This window comes from Pectobacterium carotovorum (assembly GCA_016415585.1).
In the GTDB taxonomy this organism is placed as follows: Bacteria; Pseudomonadota; Gammaproteobacteria; order Enterobacterales; family Enterobacteriaceae; genus Pectobacterium; species Pectobacterium carotovorum_K.
Map to the genome: position 1 here is coordinate 669,179 of CP066552.1, position 22,550 is coordinate 691,728.

14 protein-coding genes are annotated in these 22,550 nt (G+C 50.4%); 2 read left to right on the top strand and 12 right to left on the bottom strand.

The features are described 5' to 3' along the window. Positions 1–81 precede the first annotated feature (81 nt). The 6 genes from JFY74_03000 to JFY74_03025 form a co-directional block, all read right to left on the bottom strand. Positions 82–7,956, bottom strand: coding sequence for a tandem-95 repeat protein (locus tag JFY74_03000; GenBank protein ID QQG29050.1), 7,875 nt, complete (start codon positions 7,954–7,956; stop codon positions 82–84). Between the two features lie 324 nt (positions 7,957–8,280). Continuing rightward, a complete protein-coding gene (locus tag JFY74_03005) occupies positions 8,281–9,081 on the bottom strand; it encodes a tail fiber protein (protein QQG29051.1) in 801 nt (266 codons plus the stop codon). A 374-nt stretch (positions 9,082–9,455) separates the two neighbouring features. Further along, complete coding sequence (locus JFY74_03010; protein QQG29052.1) at positions 9,456–11,561, bottom strand: HlyD family efflux transporter periplasmic adaptor subunit; 2,106 nt, start codon at positions 11,559–11,561, stop codon at positions 9,456–9,458. Continuing rightward, positions 11,558–12,883: an HlyD family efflux transporter periplasmic adaptor subunit gene (locus tag JFY74_03015; GenBank protein QQG29053.1), complete on the bottom strand. Its 1,326-nt coding sequence runs from the start codon at positions 12,881–12,883 to the stop codon at positions 11,558–11,560. The genes JFY74_03010 and JFY74_03015 overlap by 4 nt, the downstream gene beginning before the upstream one ends. Further along, positions 12,880–13,683, bottom strand: coding sequence for an efflux RND transporter periplasmic adaptor subunit (locus JFY74_03020; protein QQG29054.1), 804 nt, complete (start codon positions 13,681–13,683; stop codon positions 12,880–12,882). The genes JFY74_03015 and JFY74_03020 overlap by 4 nt, the downstream gene beginning before the upstream one ends. A 290-nt stretch (positions 13,684–13,973) precedes the next feature. After that, positions 13,974–16,055, bottom strand: coding sequence for a DUF4034 domain-containing protein (locus JFY74_03025; GenBank protein QQG29055.1), 2,082 nt, complete (start codon positions 16,053–16,055; stop codon positions 13,974–13,976). 1,133 nt (positions 16,056–17,188) lie between these two features. Here JFY74_03025 and JFY74_03030 point away from each other — a divergent pair. Then, positions 17,189–17,902: a winged helix-turn-helix domain-containing protein gene (locus JFY74_03030; GenBank protein QQG30432.1), complete on the top strand. Its 714-nt coding sequence runs from the start codon at positions 17,189–17,191 to the stop codon at positions 17,900–17,902. A gap of 118 nt (positions 17,903–18,020) precedes the next feature. Beyond that, the gene (locus JFY74_03035) at positions 18,021–18,659 is read left to right on the top strand and encodes a hypothetical protein (protein ID QQG29056.1); all 639 of its coding nucleotides are present in this window, start codon (positions 18,021–18,023) and stop codon (positions 18,657–18,659) included. A gap of 658 nt (positions 18,660–19,317) precedes the next feature. Here JFY74_03035 and JFY74_03040 read toward each other — a convergent pair. The 6 genes from JFY74_03040 to sctI are packed head-to-tail and all read right to left on the bottom strand — an operon-like array spanning position 19,318 to position 22,539. After that, a complete protein-coding gene (locus tag JFY74_03040) occupies positions 19,318–19,827 on the bottom strand; it encodes a lytic transglycosylase domain-containing protein (GenBank protein ID QQG29057.1) in 510 nt (169 codons plus the stop codon). A gap of 60 nt (positions 19,828–19,887) precedes the next feature. After that, entirely contained in the window at positions 19,888–20,220 is a 333-nt protein-coding gene (locus tag JFY74_03045; protein ID QQG29058.1) for a hypothetical protein, read from the bottom strand. Next, a complete protein-coding gene (locus JFY74_03050; protein QQG29059.1) occupies positions 20,217–20,894 on the bottom strand; it encodes a type III secretion protein in 678 nt (225 codons plus the stop codon). The genes JFY74_03045 and JFY74_03050 overlap by 4 nt, the downstream gene beginning before the upstream one ends. Next, on the bottom strand, positions 20,872–21,429 hold the full coding sequence (locus JFY74_03055; protein QQG29060.1) for a type III secretion system protein: 558 nt from the start codon (positions 21,427–21,429) through the stop codon (positions 20,872–20,874). Before JFY74_03055 ends, JFY74_03050 begins: the two co-directional genes overlap by 23 nt. Continuing rightward, positions 21,419–22,216, bottom strand: a complete 798-nt coding sequence (sctJ, locus tag JFY74_03060) for a type III secretion inner membrane ring lipoprotein SctJ (GenBank protein ID QQG29061.1) — start codon at positions 22,214–22,216, stop codon at positions 21,419–21,421. The genes JFY74_03055 and sctJ overlap by 11 nt, the downstream gene beginning before the upstream one ends. Next, on the bottom strand, positions 22,216–22,539 hold the full coding sequence (sctI, locus tag JFY74_03065) for a type III secretion system inner rod subunit SctI (GenBank protein ID QQG29062.1): 324 nt from the start codon (positions 22,537–22,539) through the stop codon (positions 22,216–22,218). Before sctI ends, sctJ begins: the two co-directional genes overlap by 1 nt. Between the last annotated feature and the right edge of the window lie 11 nt (positions 22,540–22,550).

The window sequence follows — 22,550 nt, forward strand, 5'->3', positions numbered from 1 at the left end:
TATCATCATTACCCATGTTATTCTTGTAATGGTTCTGGTTGTTCTTGCGATCGTCTTACGTATCGCCGCTGCCGCGCAGGGTTATCCCTGCTGCTGACCACTTTCCTGCAATGCTTGCTCAATGGCTGCAAGACGTTGCTGTTTCGAATCACCTATCTGTTGTAATTGCCGATGCAGCGAGGGCGTAAATGCCACCGAGCGCCCAGTGCCGTCATCAGTGCTATTCATTGCGTTACTCGTCCCATTGAGCGGAATATCCTTCCAACTGCCGCCGGAGAAGACCTCCATTGGCGTCAGTGAAGGCAGATAGATCCCTGAGAACGTGCTAGCCAGCGATGAGGTGCCGCCTAAAGCGGGATCTTTGCTGAAGCTGGGGAAGGAACCTAGCGTGCTGTCGAAGTTAATGCCAATGCCGCTGGCGGCTCCACGTCCGAAAGTGCCCGCCATCTGACTCGTTGGGAGGGGGCCTCTCTCGGTGTTCTGGCGTCCGGTAGCAAAAATGGCAGACATCACTGACTTCGGTGCGCCGTCGTTACCCACGGTGAAACTGCCGAGCGATGGATTGGCAATCAGACCATCCAATGCCGGCAGTGCTATCGTGGCATCCTGCGTAAACAGCTGGCGTGTATCGCTGGCTGACGGCGTCCGGCCAAGACCGTCGTTGGCTTTGAACTGAGGATCGCCGCTTACAAAACTGCTCGTCACCGTCAGGCCAAAGCTGGTGCTGATGGACGTATTACTGCCGTCGGTGGCGGTGACCCTGATCACCAAGGTACCGACATCCGCGTTGCCCGGCGTGCCGGAGAAGGTGCCGATGGTCGGATCGAAGCGCAGCCAGCTCGGCAGCGGTGATCCGTTGGCGAGGGTGGCGCTGAGCGTCAGCGTGTCACCATCGGGATCGCTAAAGGTGCCGTCAGGCACGGTAAAGTTGAAGCCACCGCCCTGATCCACGCTTTGCGGCGGGATTGGCGTGGAGACCACAGGGGCATCGTTAACGTTAGTCACCGTCAGGCCAAAGCTGGTGCTGATGGACGTATTACTGCCGTCAGTGGCCGTGACCCTGATCACCAAGGTACCGACATCTGCATTGCCCGGCGTGCCGGAGAAGGTGCCGATGGTCGGATCGAAGCGCAGCCAGCTCGGCAGCGGTGATCCGTTGGCGAGGGTGGCGCTGAGCGTCAGCGTGTCACCATCGGGATCGCTAAAGGTGCCGTCAGGCACGGTAAAGTTGAAGCCACCACCCTGAGCCACGCTTTGCGGCGGGATTGGCGTGGCGACCATCGGGGCATCGTTAACGTTAGTCACCGTCAGGCCAAAGCTGGTGCTGATGGACGTATTACTGCCGTCGGTGGCCGTGACCCTGATCACCAAGGTACCGACATCTGCATTGCCCGGCGTGCCGGAGAAGGTGCCGATGGTCGGATCGAAGCGCAGCCAGCTCGGCAGCGGTGACCCGTTGGCGAGGGTGGCGCTCAGCGTCAGCGTGTCACCATCGGGATCGCTAAAGGTGCCGTCAGGCACGGTAAAGTTGAAGCCACCACCCTGAGCTACGCTTTGCGGCGGGATTGGCGTGGCGACCACGGGTGCATCGTTGGTGTTAGTTACCGTCAGACCAAAGCTGGTGCTGATGGACGTATTACTGCCGTCGGTGGCCGTGACCCTGATCACCAAGGTACCGACATCTGCATTGCCCGGTGTGCCGGAGAAGGTGCCGATAGCAGGATCGAAGCGTAACCAGTTTGGCAGCGGCGACCCGTTGGCGAGGGTGGCGCTCAGCGTCAGCGTGTCACCATCGGGATCGCTAAAGGTGCCGTCAGGCACGGTAAAGTTGAAGCCACCCCCCTGAGCCACGTTTTGCGGCGGGATTGGCGTGGAGACCACTGGGGCATCGTTAACGTTGGTAACGGTCAGGCCAAAGGTGGTGCTGACCGAGGCGTTGCTGCCGTCGGTGGCGGTGACCTTGATGGTCAGGCTACCCACATCCCCATTGGCCGGTGTGCCGGAGAAGGTGCCGGTAGCTGGGTTAAACGACAGCCAGGATGGCAACGCGGTGCCGTCCGCCAGCGTGGCACTGAGCGTCAGCGTATCGCCATCCGGATCAGTAAAGGTGCCTGCGGGAACGGTGACATTCAGGTTGCCACCTTGTGCAATGCTCTGCGCGGCAATCGTGCCGGAGACCACTGGGGCATCGTTAACGTTGGTAACGGTCAGGCCAAAGGTGGTGCTGACCGAGGCGTTGCTGCCGTCGGTGGCGGTGACCTTGATGGTCAGGCTGCCCACATCCCCATTAGCCGGTGTGCCGGAGAAGGTGCCAGTAGCTGGGTTAAACGACAGCCAGGCTGGCAACGCGGTGCCGTCCGCCAGCGTGGCACTGAGCGTCAGCGTATCGCCGTCAGGGTCAGTAAAGGTGCCTGCGGGAACGGTGACATTCAGGTTGCCACCTTGTGCAATGCTCTGCGCGGCAATCGTGCCGGAGACCACCGGGGCTTCATTAACGTTGGTGACCGTCAAACTAAAGGTGGTGCTGACCGAGGCGCTGCTGCCGTCGGTGGCGGTGACTTTGATGGTCAGGTTGCCAATATCACCACTGGCGGGAGTGCCAGAGAAGGTGCCCGTGGCTGGGTTAAACGACAGCCAGGATGGCAGCGCGGTGCCGTCCGCCAGCGTGGCACTGAGCGTCAGGGGATCGCCATCCGGATCGGTAAAGGTGCCGGCGGGTACGGTGACATTCAGGCTGCCATCCTGCGCGACACTTTGCGCGGGGATCGGCGTGGCGACGACAGGTGCATCGTTGACGTTGGTGACGGTCAGGCCAAAGGTGGTGCTGACCGAAGCATTGCTGCCGTCGGTGGCGGTGACCTTGATGGTCAGGCTGCCCACATCCCCATTGGCTGGTGTGCCGGAGAAGGTGCCAGTGGCCGGGTTAAACGACAGCCAGGCTGGCAACGCCGTGCCGTCCGCCAGCGTGGCGCTGAGGGTCAGGGTATCGCCATCGGGATCGGTAAAGGTGCCTGCGGGCACGGTGAAACTCAGGCTGCCATCCTGCGCGACACTTTGCGCGGGGATCGGCGTGGCGACGACAGGTGCATCGTTGACGTTGGTGACGGTCAGGCCAAAGGTGGTGCTGACCGAGGCGTTGCTGCCGTCGGTGGCAGTGACTTTGATGGTCAGGCTGCCCACATCCCCATTGTCTGGTGTGCCAGTGAAGGTGCCGGTGGCCGGGTTAAACGACAGCCAGGCTGGCAGCGCCGTGCTGTCCGCCAGCGTGGCACTGAGCGTCAGGGTATCGCCCGCGTCCACATCGGTAAAAAGTCCCGACGGGAGCGTGAAGTTCAGGCCGCTGTCCTGCGCAACACTCTGTGGCGGAACGGTGCCGGAGACCACTGGGGCATCGTTGACGTTGGTGACGGTCAGGCCAAAGGTGGTGCTGACCGAGGCGTTGCTGCCGTCGGTGGCAGTGACTTTGATGGTCAGGCTGCCCACATCCCCATTGGCTGGTGTGCCAGTGAAGGTGCCGGTGGCCGGGTTAAACGACAGCCAGGATGGCAGCGGGGTGCCGTCCGCCAGCGTGGCACTGAGCGTCAGGGTATCGCCATCCGGATCGGTAAAGGTGCCGGCGGGTAAGGTGACATTCAGAGTGTCCCCTTGTGCAATGCTCTGCGCGGCAATCGTGCCGGACACTACCGGAGACGCGTTGTTACTCGCAGTCAATGTCAAGGTAGAGGTTGCGGTGCTACTGGCATCATCATTGGCCGTTACCGATACGGTCCGATTTCCTGCCGTTGGCGTAGCGGCTACGTTGGCATACACAATGGCACGTAGCGCGATCTGGAAGGCTTCCTGCGTCGCACCGCCTGTCAGCGTCAGCGTCTGGCTACCATTACCGGTTACGTTGATGCCGGCAGCATGGGCAGCGAGCAATGCCTGCCGTGAAAGGGATAAGGACTCACTGCTACCGTCTGTCGTTCCTGCCAAATTGAGCGTCAGCGTCCAGAGGCGGGAATCCCCGTCGGTTTGACTCAGGGTTGCTAAGGCATCCGTCACGGAAATACCCGTAGCGGCGGCGGCGGCGGGTACCGTCGTGGAGTAATTATTGCCTGTGGTGCTGCCATTCAAATCGACCTGCGGGGCGGTACCCGCAGCAAACTGCGATTCATAAGCGCCAATATCAACGGAGCCTTGCCGTACCCGATCCAAGCCGCGCACATCTGTCTCACCTGTAACATAGAAACGGTTGCCTTGATTAATCGCATTGCTGGCCGTGGCGGCCAGTCGCGGATCAGATGACGATACCTGATCCATGCTGCCACTCAGGATGTTGTTGCCGCCGTACAGGGTGTAGCTGCCGCCGGATGGTTGTCCCGTTGGGGTGTAGGCGACAATATCCTGACTGGTGCCGGTGATGATGGAATTGCGCACGCTGGCGACCCAACTGAGGGCATTATTGATAAATTCGAAGACGATGCCGTTGTCCTGCCCGGTAATGGTGGTGTTGATCAGGCTGATGTGGGTGCTGGTGGGGTTACCCTGATTCCCGGTTAACCACAACCCACTGATACCGAAGGTGCTGCCTGCCGGGTTAATACCGGTATTGTTGGTGATGGCGGAATTGGTGATCGACAGGGACACTGTTTGCTGGGTACTGGACACAAACAGTCTGATCACCCCTTCATTCAAATTGCCAATCATCAGGTTGTCGTGAATATTCACCCGGTCAAAATCGAAGTTGTAGCTGCCGGGGGCAATGTTAAACAGGTCGAAGACGCCATTGCCGAACATGGTGTCACGGTTGCCTGAAATATCCACGTTGTACAGCCGGAAGTTGACATCGCTGGCACTGTAGCTGATCCCAAACACGCCGCCGGTGTCGGTACTGTAATCGGTGGTGAAATTGGTCAGTGTCAGGTTTTGGATGGCCAGGGTGATCGACCCGGTAACGATTTGAAAACCGGAATAGCCGCCACCGTTCAGGGTGAAACTCTGGCCGTCAATCAGTACGCTGTCGGTCGGCGATAGCAGCGAACTGGCCAGCGTCACGTCGGTCTGGAACACAATACGGTCGATACCCGCCGTGGCATTCGCCCAATGCAGGGCTTCACGCAGACTGAGCCCGCCGCCGTCATTGGCATCTTCTTGCACCGAACTGCCAAAAGTTGCATCGTCGCCGATATCATCCCCGGCGGTGACAAACAAGGCGCTGTTGCTGGCAAGCACGTTGACGTTTGAGGTCAGGTTGAGTGCTGTGCTGTTGTTACTGCTGCCATTGTCGCTGACGGCGCTTAGGGTGACTGCACGCGTAGCTGCGGTGGCGGTGGTGCTGGTATTGCCGTAGCGCAAGCCATCCACCAGCCCGGCTACCTCACTGTTACTGGCGCTCATGCCGTTCAGTTGCAGAGTGACGGTGTTGCCGACGCGCGTCACGCTGTAGCTGCCGATGCCGGTCAGCGTGCCGCTGCTGTTGGAGCTCAGGTTGATATTGTTGCCGCCAACGTTGATAAATTCGCCGCTGTCGGTGACATTGGAAACAGTCAATGTCAGCGAACTGAAGGTCTGGCCGCTGTCGTTGGTATTGGCGCTGACGCCGCTGAACAGATCAATCGAGCCGGCCATGCCGCCGATAAATACCGGGTTGCTGCCAGTGGCGCTGAGTGTCGGCGCTGTGCCCGCGCTGGTCGTGGTGGCATCAACCTTAACTACACTGACCGTATTATTACCTGCACTGTCCCTCGCCACCACATACACATCATACGCAGTGCTGGCGGCAAGGCCGGCCAAGGTAAAGCTAAAGTTGAATGGCGAAGAACCCAGCACCTGGCTGCCGGAGGCGGTGGCGCTGCTGCCTGTGGCGGTTTGTCCAGCGATCACTTGCGTCGCGGTTGGAGCACTGGCACCGTCAGCCACCACCACATAATACACATTGCCAGTTTCAGTGAGGCTGCCGCTTAGGTTAAAACCGCCCACGGTGGCGTTGGAGACGCTGGGTGACTGGTCAAACGTGGGGGCGATATCATCCACCACCACCAATGACACCACTTTGTCATAGGTAGCGGCACCATCAGATACCTGTAGGCGTACCGAGTAGGTACCCGCTGCCATGCCAGTGGCGTTGACTGCTTTTAGGGTGTTGCCGCTAATGGTGAACAGCGCGTTATCGGTACTGCCGCTGCCACTCACCAGACTGTAGGTAAACACCGAGGAATCCACATCGGTCGCCGTCAGGGTGGCAACAGTGCCGTTGCTGCCGAGCGATTGCGCAAAGGTGGTGGCAGAGAGCGTAATATCGGTCGGTGCATCGTTCACCGGCACCACGGTGATGGCGCTGCTGATATTCGGCGCAACGGTATTGTTGCTGGCACCGGAATCGGTCAGTTGCGTCAGTGTCACCGTGCGTGTGGCATTGCCGGGGTTGTCGCTGCTGTTGCCATACGTCATGCCGGACAACAGGCTGCCCATGTCGCTGTTACTCAGCGTCGCACCCGTGATGCTGACCGTAGCAATCCCGCCGCTCAGGCTAACGCTGGCGGAGCCATAGCCACTGCCGAGCGAGACACTGTTACCATTGCTCAGCGCCACATTGATGCCATGAAGGGTCAGGTATTCGGTGCTACCCGCTACGTTGCTGACGGTAAATACCGCACTGGCAAAGGTCTGCCCTGTGTCATTAGTGTCGACGCTGATGCCGGTAAACACACCCACCGCTGCGCCGTTCTCGGTATAGGTGGGGTTGGCCCCGGTGGCGACCACGCTAGGCGCCGTATCGGTACTGCCGCCGGTATTGGTAGAGGTAAAATGCCACACCAGTACGCCATTTCCTCCTGTCTCGTTGGTGTCGATATGGAAGGTGATCGTCTTACCACTGACGCTGGCAGAAATGTCTGCGACACTGGTGGTCGCTGAATTGTCTTTGGTGATCGAGGTGATGGCGAGCAATGTACCGCCGGAAAAGGTAAAATCAAACGAAGTCAGTCCGTCGCTGACGTAGATGCCATTGCGGATGGTCATGGTGATGGTGGAGGTGGTGGGATTGATATCGGCGTACCAGTTAGAACTGTCGACATCAAACGCGCCATCAAGAAACAGTTCAACGCCAGCGCCGACCGTGCCGGTGGCATAAGACGTATTGCCAATCATTAAATCCACTGTGGTACCGCTGACATCAAGCGTATGCCGATAACTGTCGATATGTATTGCGCTGGTTTCGATACTACCGCTGTGGCTTTCCAGCGTCCAGTTACCGCCCAGCGCACTGGCTCCCGTGGTATCGTCCGAGGCGGCAACATCCGCACTGGTCAGTTGTGCCAGCAAGGTGACAAAACTTTGTCCCGATTCTTGCGCTATATCACAGCCATAAATCATCAGGTCGCCCGAGTCGGTTAGCGCGGCACCTAAGGTGGCTAAATCGGCGGAACGTGTGCTGGCGGTGGTGCTATCCAGTTTCAGGCTACCTAGCTGAATTTCCCCTTCTGCGCCGTGGCTGAGAATGTGGATCGCGTCATAGCCATTGTGGTTCTGCGCCCACTGTGCCAGTTGGCTGAGGCCATCCTTACTGCCATCAAATAGTTCAACCTCAATACTGCTCGGCACATTGTTCACCAGCGTTTGATAATCGGTGAGCGAGGTATCGATAAACACCACTTCTTTGCGTGGTGCTTCACCGGCGACGGCAATATCGCTGGTGGTATCATCCGATGTAATGCTGTGATCGCCTTGCCCATTTTGTGTTTGATCGTTGTTATGGGTCTGCGAGTCATCCGTCGTGTGCGCCGTGCTGTTGGCCGTCTGTGCCGCCTCACTGGAGTTCTGTGCCGCATCGGCCTGCGTGGCGGTGGCGACTACCGCACCGTCAAACATCATGCGTGCCTCCAGAGCGAACCCGAGTGGCGTTGATGAAGTCGCGTCAGCCGCAGTAGTGTGGTGGCGAGGTGTGCGTAACGTTGCGAAAAGGCGCCGAAGCATAGGCCTTACTCCCGATAATCATATTTGTTACATGGCTGCTTATGTGAAAACAGCGGGATTACATTGCTGGGAGACGGAAAACCTCATGTGGCGAAAGTGTAATGAAACTATGGCGACATGATTGTTTTGTTGTCTGTCTGTAAATTTAAGTTAAAAGTTGAATATTGAAAATATTAATATTGCAACCATTAAATAATAATTTAATTGATTTTTGAGATTTTTCCTGAAAGTTCGGTTTTGGACGATTTCTTTCTCGCGATAAATAACCGGTACCGATCGTCGGCAATACAGTAATCAGTACCGGCTTACCCCGTAAGTGTCTGATTACGGATGCTGTGGGTAGATACCTTGCGTTGCGATGCAGGCTGTCAGCCCTAACGCGGGGTCGCGTACCGCGACAGGGGTGCTTGAGCCAGTAGTCCCGACCGTGACAGTCGGCACCTTAAACGAGAACGCCGGAATGGTGGAGTTTCCTGTCGTCACCACGTCAGCGGGCAGGGTGGCACCGGCGCCAGGTTTGGTTTGTGTATAGGGACCTTTGAAGGTCACATTCGATGTGCCAGCGCCAGCGGGCACTGTACCGGCAATGGCTGTGAGGTAGTTCAGTCCGCTAACAGGCGCGGCACCGCCGCTGGCGGGCGCGGTGGTGGCAAGTGGCAGGCTGGCTGTTACGTTCAAAGTGCCCGGCACGGCAGGGATGAATACGTTATCTGCTGGGGGTTGAGTCTGGGTAACAGTGTGACTGTGTACGGCCAGATTCGCGATGCTGAGGGTAGCCGTTTCCGCCCCCAACGTCTGACCGAGGACAACATTGCTCAGACCAGTCCCTTGGTCGGTGCCGATGGCGCCTCTGCCACGCAAATCGGGAAGACCAAAGGTGCCTGATGCCGCTGAACCCCCATAGGTGTTACTGACGAGCGCATAGAGAGCCTGGTAAGCATTGATCTGTACGACTTGTCCTTTCGCGGGCAGAAACCCCTGCGGACAATAATTGGTGGCCATAAAACAGACCGAGCCGATTAAAGGTTCGGCGGCGCAAGCTGAAGCATTTTCTGTGTGCAGTAAGACAACCGCCAACGTCGACGCTAGGGCGGTTTTGGCAAATAACACCTTGCTAAGTTTCATAACGACTCTCCTTGATAGATTTACTGTCTTTTGTGGGAATACCATCGCAGTCAATTAATTAGCTGACTTATCATTTAAAATGATCATATTTGTGTCAATTTTAGTTATTTATGAAACATAGCTAAGGCCACCAATTTTGTTAGCTGTGGAGGATAATTAATTTCAATATTCTGAAAAAAGATGATGCAAAGCAACTTATCTTGCCAACTCACAATGATGGCCTGTATGGCACTGGTTATCTTCCAACATGACTCTGTCATCTTCCGCGGCGGTGGAGGATCTCTCATAGGCGGGATGCGTTAATGCTGAAGACGATTCCCGCTTGTGCAGGAATAGCAGGATATGGTCTGCCTGTTAGCAAGTGTTACCAGTAGCTAGAAACCGCTCTCTCTGATGCCTAATGCTGCGATACGACGCCACACTGTACCTAACAACGATTCTTTCTCACCTTGTAAAATTACGCTGCCGCGCAGTGGCTGAGGTGGCAAGGTAATATCGTGTTCTAGGGTAAAGCGCACGCTGTAGTGCGCTTGCACTGGCTGAGGGTTGCGATCGTTATCGCGGCGCACGGCGATGGGCCCGTGGCGATCGGACGCCAGCATCTCTTGTTGCAAATAGGCGCTGCCAGTGGGAGCGATGGCATGCAGTTGCACCGCTAAACGCGGATAGGCGGGATCATCGGCGATAAACACGCCATGCATACCCTCTTTGACGCGTGCTAGATTATCTTCGGGCAGATAGCCCAGTACCTTGCCGCGTGTGGGTTCTACGACGCGTAGCAGTGGCATATCGGCGGTGAGCCAGCGTCCTGCAGTCATGTCGCGCGCGATATCGCGTACCGTACCGTCCTGCGGTGCCACAATCGACAAGCGCTGGCGCTGGGCTGCCAATCCCCGGTAACGTGCCAGCGATTCTGCCAGTTGACGGTCGAGCACCTGAGTTTCACCTGCTGTTTCCTGACGCGCTGCGCCGCGCTGGCGCTGCTGTTGCAGCAGGGTAATACGCTGACGCTCAATGTCTAGCCGGTAATCGAGATCGCTTGAGGTCAATTCCAACAAGGTCTCACCCGCTTTTACCAACTGACCGTCGCTGACATGCAACATTTTCACCTGAGCGGGAATCGCTGCATAGAGCGTGCTCACGTTTTCGGCTTCCAGCACGGCGGGCACCTGCACGCTGCCTCGCCAAGGGAAAAACAGTACCAGTAACACGATCAGGCACAGCAGGGCGGATCGCAGTAAGGTTGAAGGACGGATGGCATTGCGCATAGACCACCAAATGTAAATTTCTTTCACGATAGGAAGAGCAATAAACCAGGCGATCTCAATGAGCATTAAGCCAATGCCGATCACCTTGATAAAAAAATGATACACAACCAAGGCAATACCGAAGAACAGGAAAAAACGCCATATCCAGGAGGCGTATCCCCAGAAAAGTAGCTTACGTTGCATTGCTGGTGACCAGGTTTCTGGCGGCGGGTGGCCGTAGCCAAACAGACTTTCGCGTAGGTGCCAGCGGCATAGTGCATACGCCCGCTCCTGCAAGTTCTCGACGCGCCAGTAGTCGCTCAGCAAAAAATAGCCATCGAAACGCATCAGCGGATTCAGGTTTACTGCCAGCGTGGTGAGCCAGGTTGCGCTAGAGAGCATAAAGGCCGCGGTGCGCGCCGGACCATCAGGCAGCAGCGCCCACACTAGTAGCGCAATCCCAGCCAGAACCAGCTCGGCCAGGATACCTCCTGCCCCGATCAGCAGCCGTGCTTTGTGATCCTTGAGCCTCCAGGCATCGGTCACGTCGGTGTAAAACAGCGGAAACAGCACGATGAAGGCTACCCCCATGCTCTGCACGCGACAGCCCGCACGCTTAGCCATAAAAGCATGCCCCAGTTCATGGAAAAACTTGGCGAAAATCAGCGTCAGGCCAAACAGCGCCATGCCGGTCAGACTGAACAGGTGTGGAAACGAATGGGAATAACGTACCCAGTCGCGGCTGACCAGAAACGCACCCAGCAGCAGGATCAGAGGAAACAGGTAGCGAAGAAACGGCCCGCCGTAGCGCTGTAGCCAGGGCCAACAGAGGTTGAGAAGGGGATCGGGTCGAAACAGCGGAATGCGAAAAAACAGATACTGGTGCAGCACGGTTTTCCACAGGCTGGTGCGCATGGCGTTGGCTTTGCCTATATAGCGCAGGCGCTGATCGGGATCGCTCGCAGCGACCAGATCGTGCTGACGTAAAAATTGCACCAGTTGTTCCAGATCCTTCGGCCGTAGCGGTAATCCGGGTTCGCTATTCGCCGCTGCCAGTACCTGCTGCGGATGGCATAGCGCCCAGTGGCGCAACATTCGGATGGCGGCGGGCGTCAGGTTGAAATAGCGTCCAGTCACGGGATCGGACAGTATCCACTGTGGCGCGCCGTTTAGCCCAGTGGCAGATTCCGCCAACTGAATGTCGGCGCGCAGGGTGGGCAGCAGTGAACTCATATCCCGATCGTCTGACGGATTACCGCCAAGGGGCGGCGGAACAGATAGACAGCCAGCGGCACGTAGTCACCGGAGATTTTTGCTGTGCCGCGCAGACCGATGCGAGGAGGGGCGTCGCTGAAGCGCCCGTCCAATCGGTAGGCCAGATTACCCGCAGGCGTCAGTTCAGATTCATAAGCTATACGTTCCAGCAGTGCGGCGTGTGGGGTGAGCGGGTCGCTATCGAGAAAGAGGGTGATCGGTGCTTTAGCACCAAGCTGGATAGCGTCACCCACGTCTAACTCGATGCGTAACGCGGTGAGAGCGGGGTCTGCCAGCTCCATCAAACGTTCGCCGGTGCGTACCGGTTTCCCCATCCAGCGCGTTGCGTCGGCAAATACCGCAATGCCATCCCGTTCGGCGCGGATTTCTGCGCGACTCAGCAAGGCATTGGCGTAATCGCGTTCCGCTCGTTTTTGTGCCACCTGAGCGGCGAGAAAGTCGAGCCTGGCTTTGGAGTCCGCATCCTGAAATGCACGTTGAGAACTCGCACGATGCTCCGCTTCGGCGACATTCAATGCACGTTCGGCCACATCTGCCTGGGCTTTCAAGGTTGTACTGTCAAAGCGAACTAACACTTCCCCTTGGCGTACACTCTGGTTCGGTAACACGGTAAAGGATTGGATCACGCCGTCCAGTGGTGCGGCGACGACACGGCCTTGATGAGGAATAACCTCGGCGGGTGCCAACACGGATTGGCGCACCGGAATGAACAGGCAAGCGAGCAGTAGCAGCGCAGGTACGATGATTTTCCACCGAGCCCGACGACGCCAACGGGTCGTTTGCGGTTCTAGAGCCAGCCAGGCGTGGCTAAAAGCCCCGCTGAGTTGCTCCGCCAATACCTGATCGGTACTCTGCCATGGTTGCTCTCTTGCATACCAAATAGCACCGAAGGGGTTCCCCTGACGATCGTTGAGGGGAGACCACAGTGCCTCGGGGGCAGACAGCGCCAGCCAATCTTTACGGCTTTGTTCATCAAGCTGTGAGGCTTGAATCACTCTGCATTGAGCCAGTGCTTTCTCATCGACGGATGATAACTGCGTACAGGCACGTTCAACAAAGGCGACAAAGGGGGCATGGGGGGCAGGTTGAGTGACGCCGGTTACGGCGCGCACCTTACCGTTAATCAGAAGGGCGGCATGGCGAAAACTGAATAGCGGCTGGCTGTCGTTGACGATGCAGTAAGCTAGCTCTTCTATGCTGTTGGCTGCCCGTGCTTGCTGCTCGAGGTCAAGGAAGCGGGCAAACGTAGCGGTGCTGACAGACGTTGGCGTAGTATTCACCTCGCCTCCGAAAACTGTGCCGTTCCGCTCATACCGGCCATCAAGGTATTGTCCGCGTGGGCCAGCGTACCAATCAGGCCTAGGGTTTGACTACTCTCATCAATACGTGCGCCAAGCCGTGTGACCTTGGCTTGTAACGGTTTTCCGGTTTCATCCGGCGTGAAGGTAAAGACTAATCCGGGTTTGAGCACCGACAGAAGTCGTGATGGTACTAGCAAGTTGATCTCTAGGTGGCGGTTATTCACCACGTCCAGCAGTGGGGCACCTTGCGCCACACTCTCAAAGGCTTGCACACGGCGTTTTACCACCTGACCGTCGAAGGGGGCGGTGATGCGACAACGATTGACCTGAATTTGGTAAACCTGGCTTTCTGCCTGAGCTTGTGCAAAGTGCGCGGCTGATAACGATACCGCGTGTCTCCCCACTGATTTCATCTGTGCCAACTGCTGATTTTGGCTCAGCTCCGCTTCTGCGGCTCGTGTGGCAGCAGAAGCCGCAGCCAATTGAGCTTGGTAAATGGAACAGTCAAACCGCACCAACAGATCGCCTTTCTTGAAGGATTCCCCTTCTCTAAACGGTATTTCCACAATACGTCCGGCCAATTCGCTGGACAGTGTGGCTTGTTCCACCGCTATCAGAATGCCGCGAGCCTGATTGTCCGTAGACGTGAGAGAGGGTGTGTCATGAGAGGGCATTGCCAAGAGTGGGTCGCTCGTTTGCGCATGGGCCGCAAACGTGAATAAGGAAAATGCCAGCAATTGAAAAGCGTGGCGAAATATTACGTTACTGAAACCATCCACACTGGCCTGCCTTATTTGTTGAGGTGTGTGCCACGTCAGAAAAGATAAAGGGATTTTCTGAATTTTCACTTATTAGCGGTGCTTATTTTGGGGAATATAATGGTACAAAATACGCTGAATTGACAACTGCAATAGAGGGCTGTTCTGGTCTCAATTTGTCGTTTTAGCCCATGCCTGTGCGATTTGAAGCTCGATAGATATTAACACCTGAAATAACAGGGGCAGCGGTGCTGCCCCAATAATACTATGCCGCGATTTCCCCATGATGAAACGGGAAAACCGGTCGTGGCTTACTGGTGCTCCTGACGGGCGTCATCGCCAAACGTGATCGCTCGTCCACGCGCATCCATTTGCGCTTTATCGCGGCTGAAGCCCATTTTGGCGCGAACGCCGCCCAGCATACCGCTCCGTTGATAGATTTCGTTTGCCCGATCGCGGTTGTACTGGCTATCGGGGCTGATTTCCAGCGCGCGGTCGATCCACACTTTGGCCAGATAGCTATTCTGAGCGACGCCCGCCCCGTTACGGAAAGCATACGCGTAATAACCTGCCGCATAGTCGCAGTTGGCATCATCTTCATCGTTCCATAATTCAGGCAGGACGACATCCACACAGATCGCCTGATCTTCCGCAATGTTGCTAAACAGCAGCAGCGTGCTTAGTTCCCTTGCTGCTCGTGTCCATACCGTTCTCCCCACGTTGGGGCGATGCAGGACGCCGAACATCAGTTCGCGTGCGCGCTGGTACTGCTCTGGCGACAGCGTTTCATTATCTCTGATCAGGCAATAGGCAATGTTGTACTGGCAAATCTCGCTGCCTGCATCTGCTGCGCGTTCCTGCCAGTAGTCTGATTTTTCCTGATCTTCGTAAGGCGAAGGATCGCGGCCGTTACGGCGGGAAAGATGGCCGGAGTATAAATCCGACAGCGCAGCCATTGAGGAGGCTTCCCCCCAGTCAGCGGCTTCGTGCAGCAGGAATACGCCCGCTTCTTCAGAAACATACTCGAACAGGTTTGTGGCTGCTTGACCAAAATTTGTATCTGATTTCATTACACGGCAACGGGCAAGCAACGCATCGCTATCAAATTGGCCTTTTGAGATACCGTAGAAGCCAAATTTACTGGCGAGCGCCGCGATGGTGGTTTCATAGTGCGCATCGCCCCAGTATTGGCAGCGTTCCAGCCATTTCGGCATTAAACCGAAACTATCTTGAATGTGGGCGAAATCCAGACAGCTGATTAACGTGGCGAATGCATCGCTTTCGGGATCGGATTCTGGAGAATCAACCTGCCACGCTTCAACCATCAGGTCGTAGGCCAGTTGCATATCCGCTTTATTCCAGTGGATGCCGTTTTCATCCTCAATACGTGCATAGTGGCTGAGGAACCAGGCGTATTGGCGCAAAACACGTGCGCGAGTTTCTGGAAAGAGCTCCAGACCCAACAACCAATCGAATGTTTCCCGACAGTACGTGATGCTTTCGGTATCATCTGCGTCTGGAATGAGTGCGGCATAGCCAAGGTAGTCCCAACACTGTGTAACGCGCAGGCTGTTACGTTCCTGCTCTGTCAGCACTTCACACAGTGGCCCATCAATAAATTGCGCCATTGCCTCATGGCTACCGCCCCAGCGTGGGTACAGGAAGTAAACGCACTCTTTGCGCACTTCTACGTCCTGTGGACGAACGGCCAAGGTGACACGCAGCCAGTAGTGCATGGGCTCTTCCCATTCGTGTTCCTCTCTGGCCGGCAGTGATGCGGGCAGAGCAACAGGAAGTTCAACAAGCGCTTGTGCGCCTTCATTACGCAGGTGCTGTAGACCCGCTTCCCACAACTCGGGTTCCACCTGCGCCTGACGCTGTGCGTAGGTCAGTGGTTCACCACCTTGTAGTAATACGCCCAGCCATTGCGGTTCCCCTAAATAGCAGGTCAAACGAAACAGGCGGGAAAAGGCCAGCGCAGGCCGTTGATGTAAAGCACTGGCGCGTAGGTAGGCCGAGACGCCCAGATCGCGAGCCAGTTCCGCGCCCATCCAGCGATCGTCTTCTACATATTGCCCGCCGTTTGAGGTACGAATCCGCGCAGCGGCGTTCTCCCAATATTGCCCTGTCAGATAAGTGGCGTGATAGCTCTCTGGGCATGCGGCAACCCATGCCTGCAAGTGTGGCAGGGTATCGGCATCAGATACCGCTGGGTCAAAGAGCGAATTAACGTGCCAGAGATAGGTATAAGGCCGGTTGGGGCCATCCAGCCAAATCTGGTGTTCTTGCTCCAGCAGGGTATCGAGTGCATCGAATTGATGCGTCGCGAACATCTCGCGCAGCTGCGCGCGGCGCTTAACCAATGCGGTGAGTGATTCAGAAATTAATGTCATAGCGTAAATTCTTGGCCTGTTGTTGAGTCACCACGCCGACAACATCGTGCTTTATCAGCAGCATGTGCAGGCAGGGTTTAGAGGTATTACCTGTTTGATATCGAAGCAATACACAAATGAGTGCTCAGATAACACAGAAAAATCGGAGGGATGTCCACATTGGGAACGGATAGTGTGCTCCCTGAGTATCCATACAGCGTGTATATTGACATTGTTTCCTGTGCTGGTATTCATTGCATTTATCTACTCATGGTTAAAATAATACCTATAAATTGATACAGAGGCATCAATTTTTACATGGATGTAAATTTTTTTTTAAAACTATGTAGTTATATAATTAATGACGTGTGAGAAAAAAATGGGGTGTATAATTAGGCAAGCTGGCTAGCATACAGTTTTAAGAGCAGTGGTGAATTGTACTTAGTGAATTGATTTTTAAGCATAATAATCTCTCTTGGCTGAGTATCGGCTATATGTAAAATAATCTCGAAAAGTGAAAAACTTGCCTTACTGGAGTATTTATATTTTTGCACTCATCTTTACTTGAGGCGTTTTTTGGTAGAGCCTATTGAATGCCGATGTTATTATAATTAACAGGTAGAGGTGAGTTATCTCCATGGCTTTCTTCCTTAAAAAATCTTGGCTGCCTTGCATAATTTTCTGATGGTGAAAATTATGCAAGGCAGCGCAAGATAACAGTTTATTTGAAAAGGTTAGGTTTTCTCAGGTATAACGTAAGCGGGAAAATAAATAGAAATGCTGTTGGTGCGTTTGATTAATTTTGGACGTTATTTGAATTAAATTTTTTTGATGAAAAAACCTGAAAGCTATTGTTTATACGTAAAAATATTCTCTACCACTGCGTCTCATTTTATGCCACGTCGGCATTTTGACATGCTTCGTTTGCTTTTTGTTTAAAAAGCGGGCGATAGACTGTGTCCATCATCACTATTCAATAATAAGAAATTTCCTATCGTATTTTTATATTCTCTTATGTGGATTTGTTATAGTGATGTTATGACCCCTTATTGCCACGCCTATAAGAGTGTAATTTTACGCTTGTACCGAAAGTTTATTTCACAATGAGTATATGAAAAAAATATTCCATGGGATTAGGTATGAAAGATACATCGATGAATGACGGACAGGTTTATTTCCTTAATTTTGTTTTCAACATAAAAATGAGAAGTCTTAAAAAAGATGAAGACATTTACCAATTAAGAAAAAAAGAAGCTGACGTTCTCGCTCTGCTATGCCGTAAATATCCGAAGCCCGTCTCACAAGATGATTTTTTAGCAGAGGTATGGCAGGGAGGATATGTCACCTCTCAAAGCATTGCGCAAGTGATTCGATCATTGAGGCGTACCTTGGAAGATAAAAATAAAAATATTATCATTACGATCCCTAAGCTGGGCTATCAGCTTGCGACAGAGCCATCTTTTTGCATGCCAGATGTGAATATTGGCGAAGTCGAGCAGAGAAATATTGCGTGGAAAGATTGCAATTCTGAAGTATTTGATGATAACAAGCGCGCCATAGCAGAATCGAAATTTTTATTTGCCTATGAACCATCCTTAGCGAATAGATTTTTATCTAAAAAAGGATTTTTTCCGAAAAAAATATTTATGTTATTTACCTGTAGCATCGTTGTTTTTATGGTCGGCCTGATTTTGAAAGGATCGAAAATGCGAGAAATCCCTTTAAATCCAGATGAAGAGCGTGCTCGTGTTAGTACAAATTTTATATGGTCTGGAAATTCGCTTTATGATGACAAAGATGATCTTTTATTTTGTAATAAAAAAGAAAAAAATGTAATGTGTTTTTCTAGTGGAAAAAACAGTACCTAATACACGGAATAATTATTGACGGTGCTTAATTATATTTTTTAAGGAATCTATTTTTTATATTTTAGCTGATATCAAAGATGATATCTTAAACTTTTATCCAAGAGCATGGGGAAAATATATGTGTAGTAGCATTTTTTCATCACAGGTTACCGCTGATAAGATAAATTTTTATTTGAATAGAATAATTGATAATCCCGATGGGAAATTGAAAAAAAAAGATCTATCAAAAGCTTCATATTTATTTGACAAAATCAATTGTGTTAAAAACGAGAAAGGAATTAAGAACGAATTGTATAAATCTTTTATGGATCGCTCAATAAATGTTGTAGATATTTCTGACTCGTTACAAAAAAGATTGAAAAACCAATGCTCTGGTATGGAAAAAGATAAATTGTCATGGATTGCTACAATTTGTAAAGGAATTGAAGGTGTTATTATTGACTGCGGAGCCAATATCTCTTCTAGTAATTTAGATTCTAAAATGATGAAAAAAGAGATGGATTACTTTTATCAATCGATAACACGGCGAGCTGACGAAAATAATTCGAGTTCCGTTTCTCGCAATTCCTCTGGTGGTATTAAGTCTATTAATTTTCTAGGTGCTCAACATTCAGTTTCCGGTTCATTGATTTCCAATTATTATAATGATTCTTCAAAGGAGAATGAAGAAATCATTGTGGGTGCCGAAGTAAGAAAAGATTCTATGCTCTCGAGGATTATTCAGGCTAGACATAAACTAAAGAAAACAAATAGGTGAGTAAGAAACAAACCATTAACTATTCAATTTTTTTAAGAGGAATGAAAGAGTTTGGTTTTATATATTTAAAATTAATACCGTTCACTAGAGCGGTATTTAGGATCGCCAGAGTTATTTTAAATTTGAATTTTTTTAATAGACAATGACCTGCTGCCATGTAGTTAAATGTAATTTTTACAAAAATAATTGGCGTTTTTTATATAATGATAATTGTTTTCTTTGTATTGTTTTCATTCTAGCACTTTAAAAAAAGAAGATGTTTCATCCGCTGATTTAATAGCTGAACCGGAAAGTAAAAATATAAAATTTAAAAAAATAAATTATGGAAATATGAAAGCGAAAATTTTATTGCTTAAATCATAACCCCCTCTTTTTTTTAAAAAGATTTTCCCATTAATTACGTTGAACTAAATAACTTCGCACATTGATGCTTTACTTCTCATTATGCATTGTGCGAGGCAAGTGCTGACAGGGGAAAACTGCCTGTAAATGTAGCGCTATTATGCAAAACTATTTAGAAATCAACTGTTTTTTTAATTTTAAAATTTTAGCGTTATAATTATCTATGTCGAATTTATAATTATTTCTAAAAAAGATAGTTCTCGTATCCCATGTCATCATATTCTATGATGACAGTATCACAGAGAAGAACATATTTCTAATGAATAGGCTTGCACTTGAATTTCTTGTGCACATCTTCATGTAAAGAAACTTGTATCTCATTCAAATCTTGATTTTTATTCACGATAATGGAGATGATTTTATTTATATATTTATCATGATGATGTGGAGTGCTGGAGTGATATTTACCGATGCCATCCCAAGAGTAGCCATGCTTCTGAATGACTTTATGTAGTATCCATGTACCGGAGAACACATTAGCACAACTATTCTCTCGTAGTGTTTGTTCTGATATACCGATTGAGCTGAGTTCCTTAAAGTGAATGCTATTTATTTGCATCAGACCGACATCTATTGTGTTGTTTTTATTTTTTGTTATGGCATGCTGCCTATTTCCAGATTCCTGAAAAATAATTGCTTTAATTAGTAATGGATTAATTTGAAAGCACATCGCTGCTTCAGTAATACAATCATACTGCTGCGTTGCGGCCGTCACCAGTGTTGGAAAAAGGAACGGTAGGGTGAGAATAATATTTTTCTTCATCATGATATATATCCCAGTCTTAAACTGGGAAGTATTAGTCCGGGTGATGTTGTGATGTGTTAATTAATCATCATCGTATGAAAGGAGATAATCAGGCTGTAACATACGCGCCATAAACGCATTCAAAAATATTGACAGGCATAATTGTTTATCATCCAGAAGTGGGGATGTATTATCTGTCCCTGTTGTTAATTCATCATTATAGGTATGAAATTCTTCTTTTTTTGTGTTAGGTGAAAGTTGCGCTAGTTTTTCTAAAAATGCATTATCATCATAATTAATATAGTTTTTTTTGGCACAAAGTAATACTTTTTCGTGAAGGTCTGATTTTTCATTTATGCTGGAATAACTATCGTAATTAGAGCTATGTTGAATTATTCTGTCAATGTTTGTCATTCATTTTTTTCCTTTTCTTCAATGATTTTATTGATATTTTCTTTCTGGCACAATAAAGTTAGTCGTGTTGCAATACTGGCGAGAGTATCTGGTATGATACTGTTTATTTTTTTGTTCAATGAGTCTATTTCATCATCTGCATAATGGATCCATTCCCAACAAAGTGACTCACTCGGGAATCGGATTGCCTCCGTTTCGTTCTGTACCGTAATGTGATTGTCATCGGTGAATTGATAATGAGATGTATCAACGCCATCGGGAAGTGGGATAATTTTAGGTATCACAATTCTTAGATCTTTTTGATGCCCGCATTTTTCTTGCAAGTGGTGAATAATTCGCTCAACAATAACAGGATCGTGTAGCGAAGATCTTAATGCCGTAATCAAATGCTCACGCATGGTGGCCATACGTGAGTTTTGCTGTTTTTCATATTGATCCAGCATTGTGATTAACTGAGAAAAAAAGAGATAAAAACCTGTTGAAAAACCCTCTTTTTCGCAGCTTTCTCTTAACCTGACGGTGTGAGATTCATATTCTTCATGAATTTCACTGCAACGCTTAAGTGTACTTTCCAGAGCATTGACCATACGACGATATCTAGCCCGTTCGCTGGATTTAATTAACGTGAGTTTATTGAAGTCTTGCGGTAATTCATTTTTGGTAATCGTTCGCATAAGTGATTGCCATTCTTAACAAATTAATATGATCTGGGTGACTTGATATTGGGTTTGCTGGCAGTGCCATTTGCGCTGGAAAACTGAGAAAAAGGCGTTGCCTCAGTGCAATTGGAAAATTAGTGAGCTGGCTAAGAATAAAAGCCATCCCCCATGCGTAAGTATCTATGTGCTGCGTTACATTTTTCATCGCTACATGGTGTACAAGGGGGAGAGAGATAAATGTTAGTAATCGATGATCTATTAACAACGATGCCCCCTGGCTCAGTAATTGACTACGTAGCAAATACCCACCGATCAGGTGGGCAATCGTGGGTATTTTCTGCCAATACGCGATTATAAGTGATGATGTGGGGTCGCATGGCGTGCTGTTTACTGGCAGATTCTCAAGTTTATATTGAGTCAGTAACCAGTAATTTATCAGCGTCTCATCCCATATTTCATTTACCAATAGCTCTTCTGGTAAATGACTCGGGTCGGTATAATTTACTGGATAGTATAAAATACTCATCATCTGTTCTATATTAGGTTTCATGATTAAGCGATTCCTTATCTTTGTCCAGCGGCTCATTATCTTTTTCCGCATTGTTATTTTCTTGAACGATGGGAGGTTTCCTACTGGTTTTATAGAGCACATACGAGGTTATTGCTGTTGCGCACATGGCAATAGCTATAAGGAGTATTGTCCACAAGCTTGGTGTAGATACAGGCGATTTTATCGGTGAGGCATACTGAATGAGTGGAGCGGAGAAAAGTACGATGGAAATGTTCTCATAGCGCACATCATCCAAGCTGTTCTTAATCAATAATTTGATTTTAGAAATAAAAATATTTTCATCAATTTCTCCTTTGAAAGAAATAAGAATGCCAACATGTCCGTCTTTTTTTTTATTTCCTACATCATTGCTAAAAGAGGGATAACTTATGTGTACTTTAGCATTAACTACTTGCGTAATAATTTTCAATGACTGTTCCAGCCTTTGCTCTTGTAGAGAAATCACACGAGCTTGTTCGGCATTCGGTGAAGAAACTAAAGAACTCTCTGGGAACGCATTTGCTATTTGTACATCGGCAGACCAAGGCAATTTATATTGACTAATAATAGAAAGTGCAGCAGTGACCTCAGGGTTATCAACGGTGATAGTATAGCCCGATTTCAATGTGCCCTCTTTTTTTGCAGCAATGTTATGCTGCTGTAAAATGGCCAACGCTTGGTTGGCCTGCTCTTGAGTCAAGTCATTAAGGACGGCATCTTCACGGCAAGCTGACAACATCAATACTGTAAAGAAAATGCCAATCATCTGAAATGTTTTTTTTATCATTATTGTGCTTTTACCAGTGTTTCAATAGTACCGACCCCTTTACGTGCTAACGTACTAACAAGAGACACGTAGTTGCTATATTCACCTATGTAACTTTGCAACATTAATAGTTTTTGTGGATCGCTGGTATATTCTGGTGATTGGCTTAGCATATTAATAACATTTTTGAATTGTACATCTTTTTTACTAGTTTCTTCAAACGTGCTAGAAACTAAATTGTTAAAATTTTGATCGTGTACGCTGATAGATGAATTATCTTCTGGCGCAAAAGTGTAGGGGGTTAAATGGGTTAGCGACGATAATGCTTTAACTGATTGGTTCATACCATGTCCTA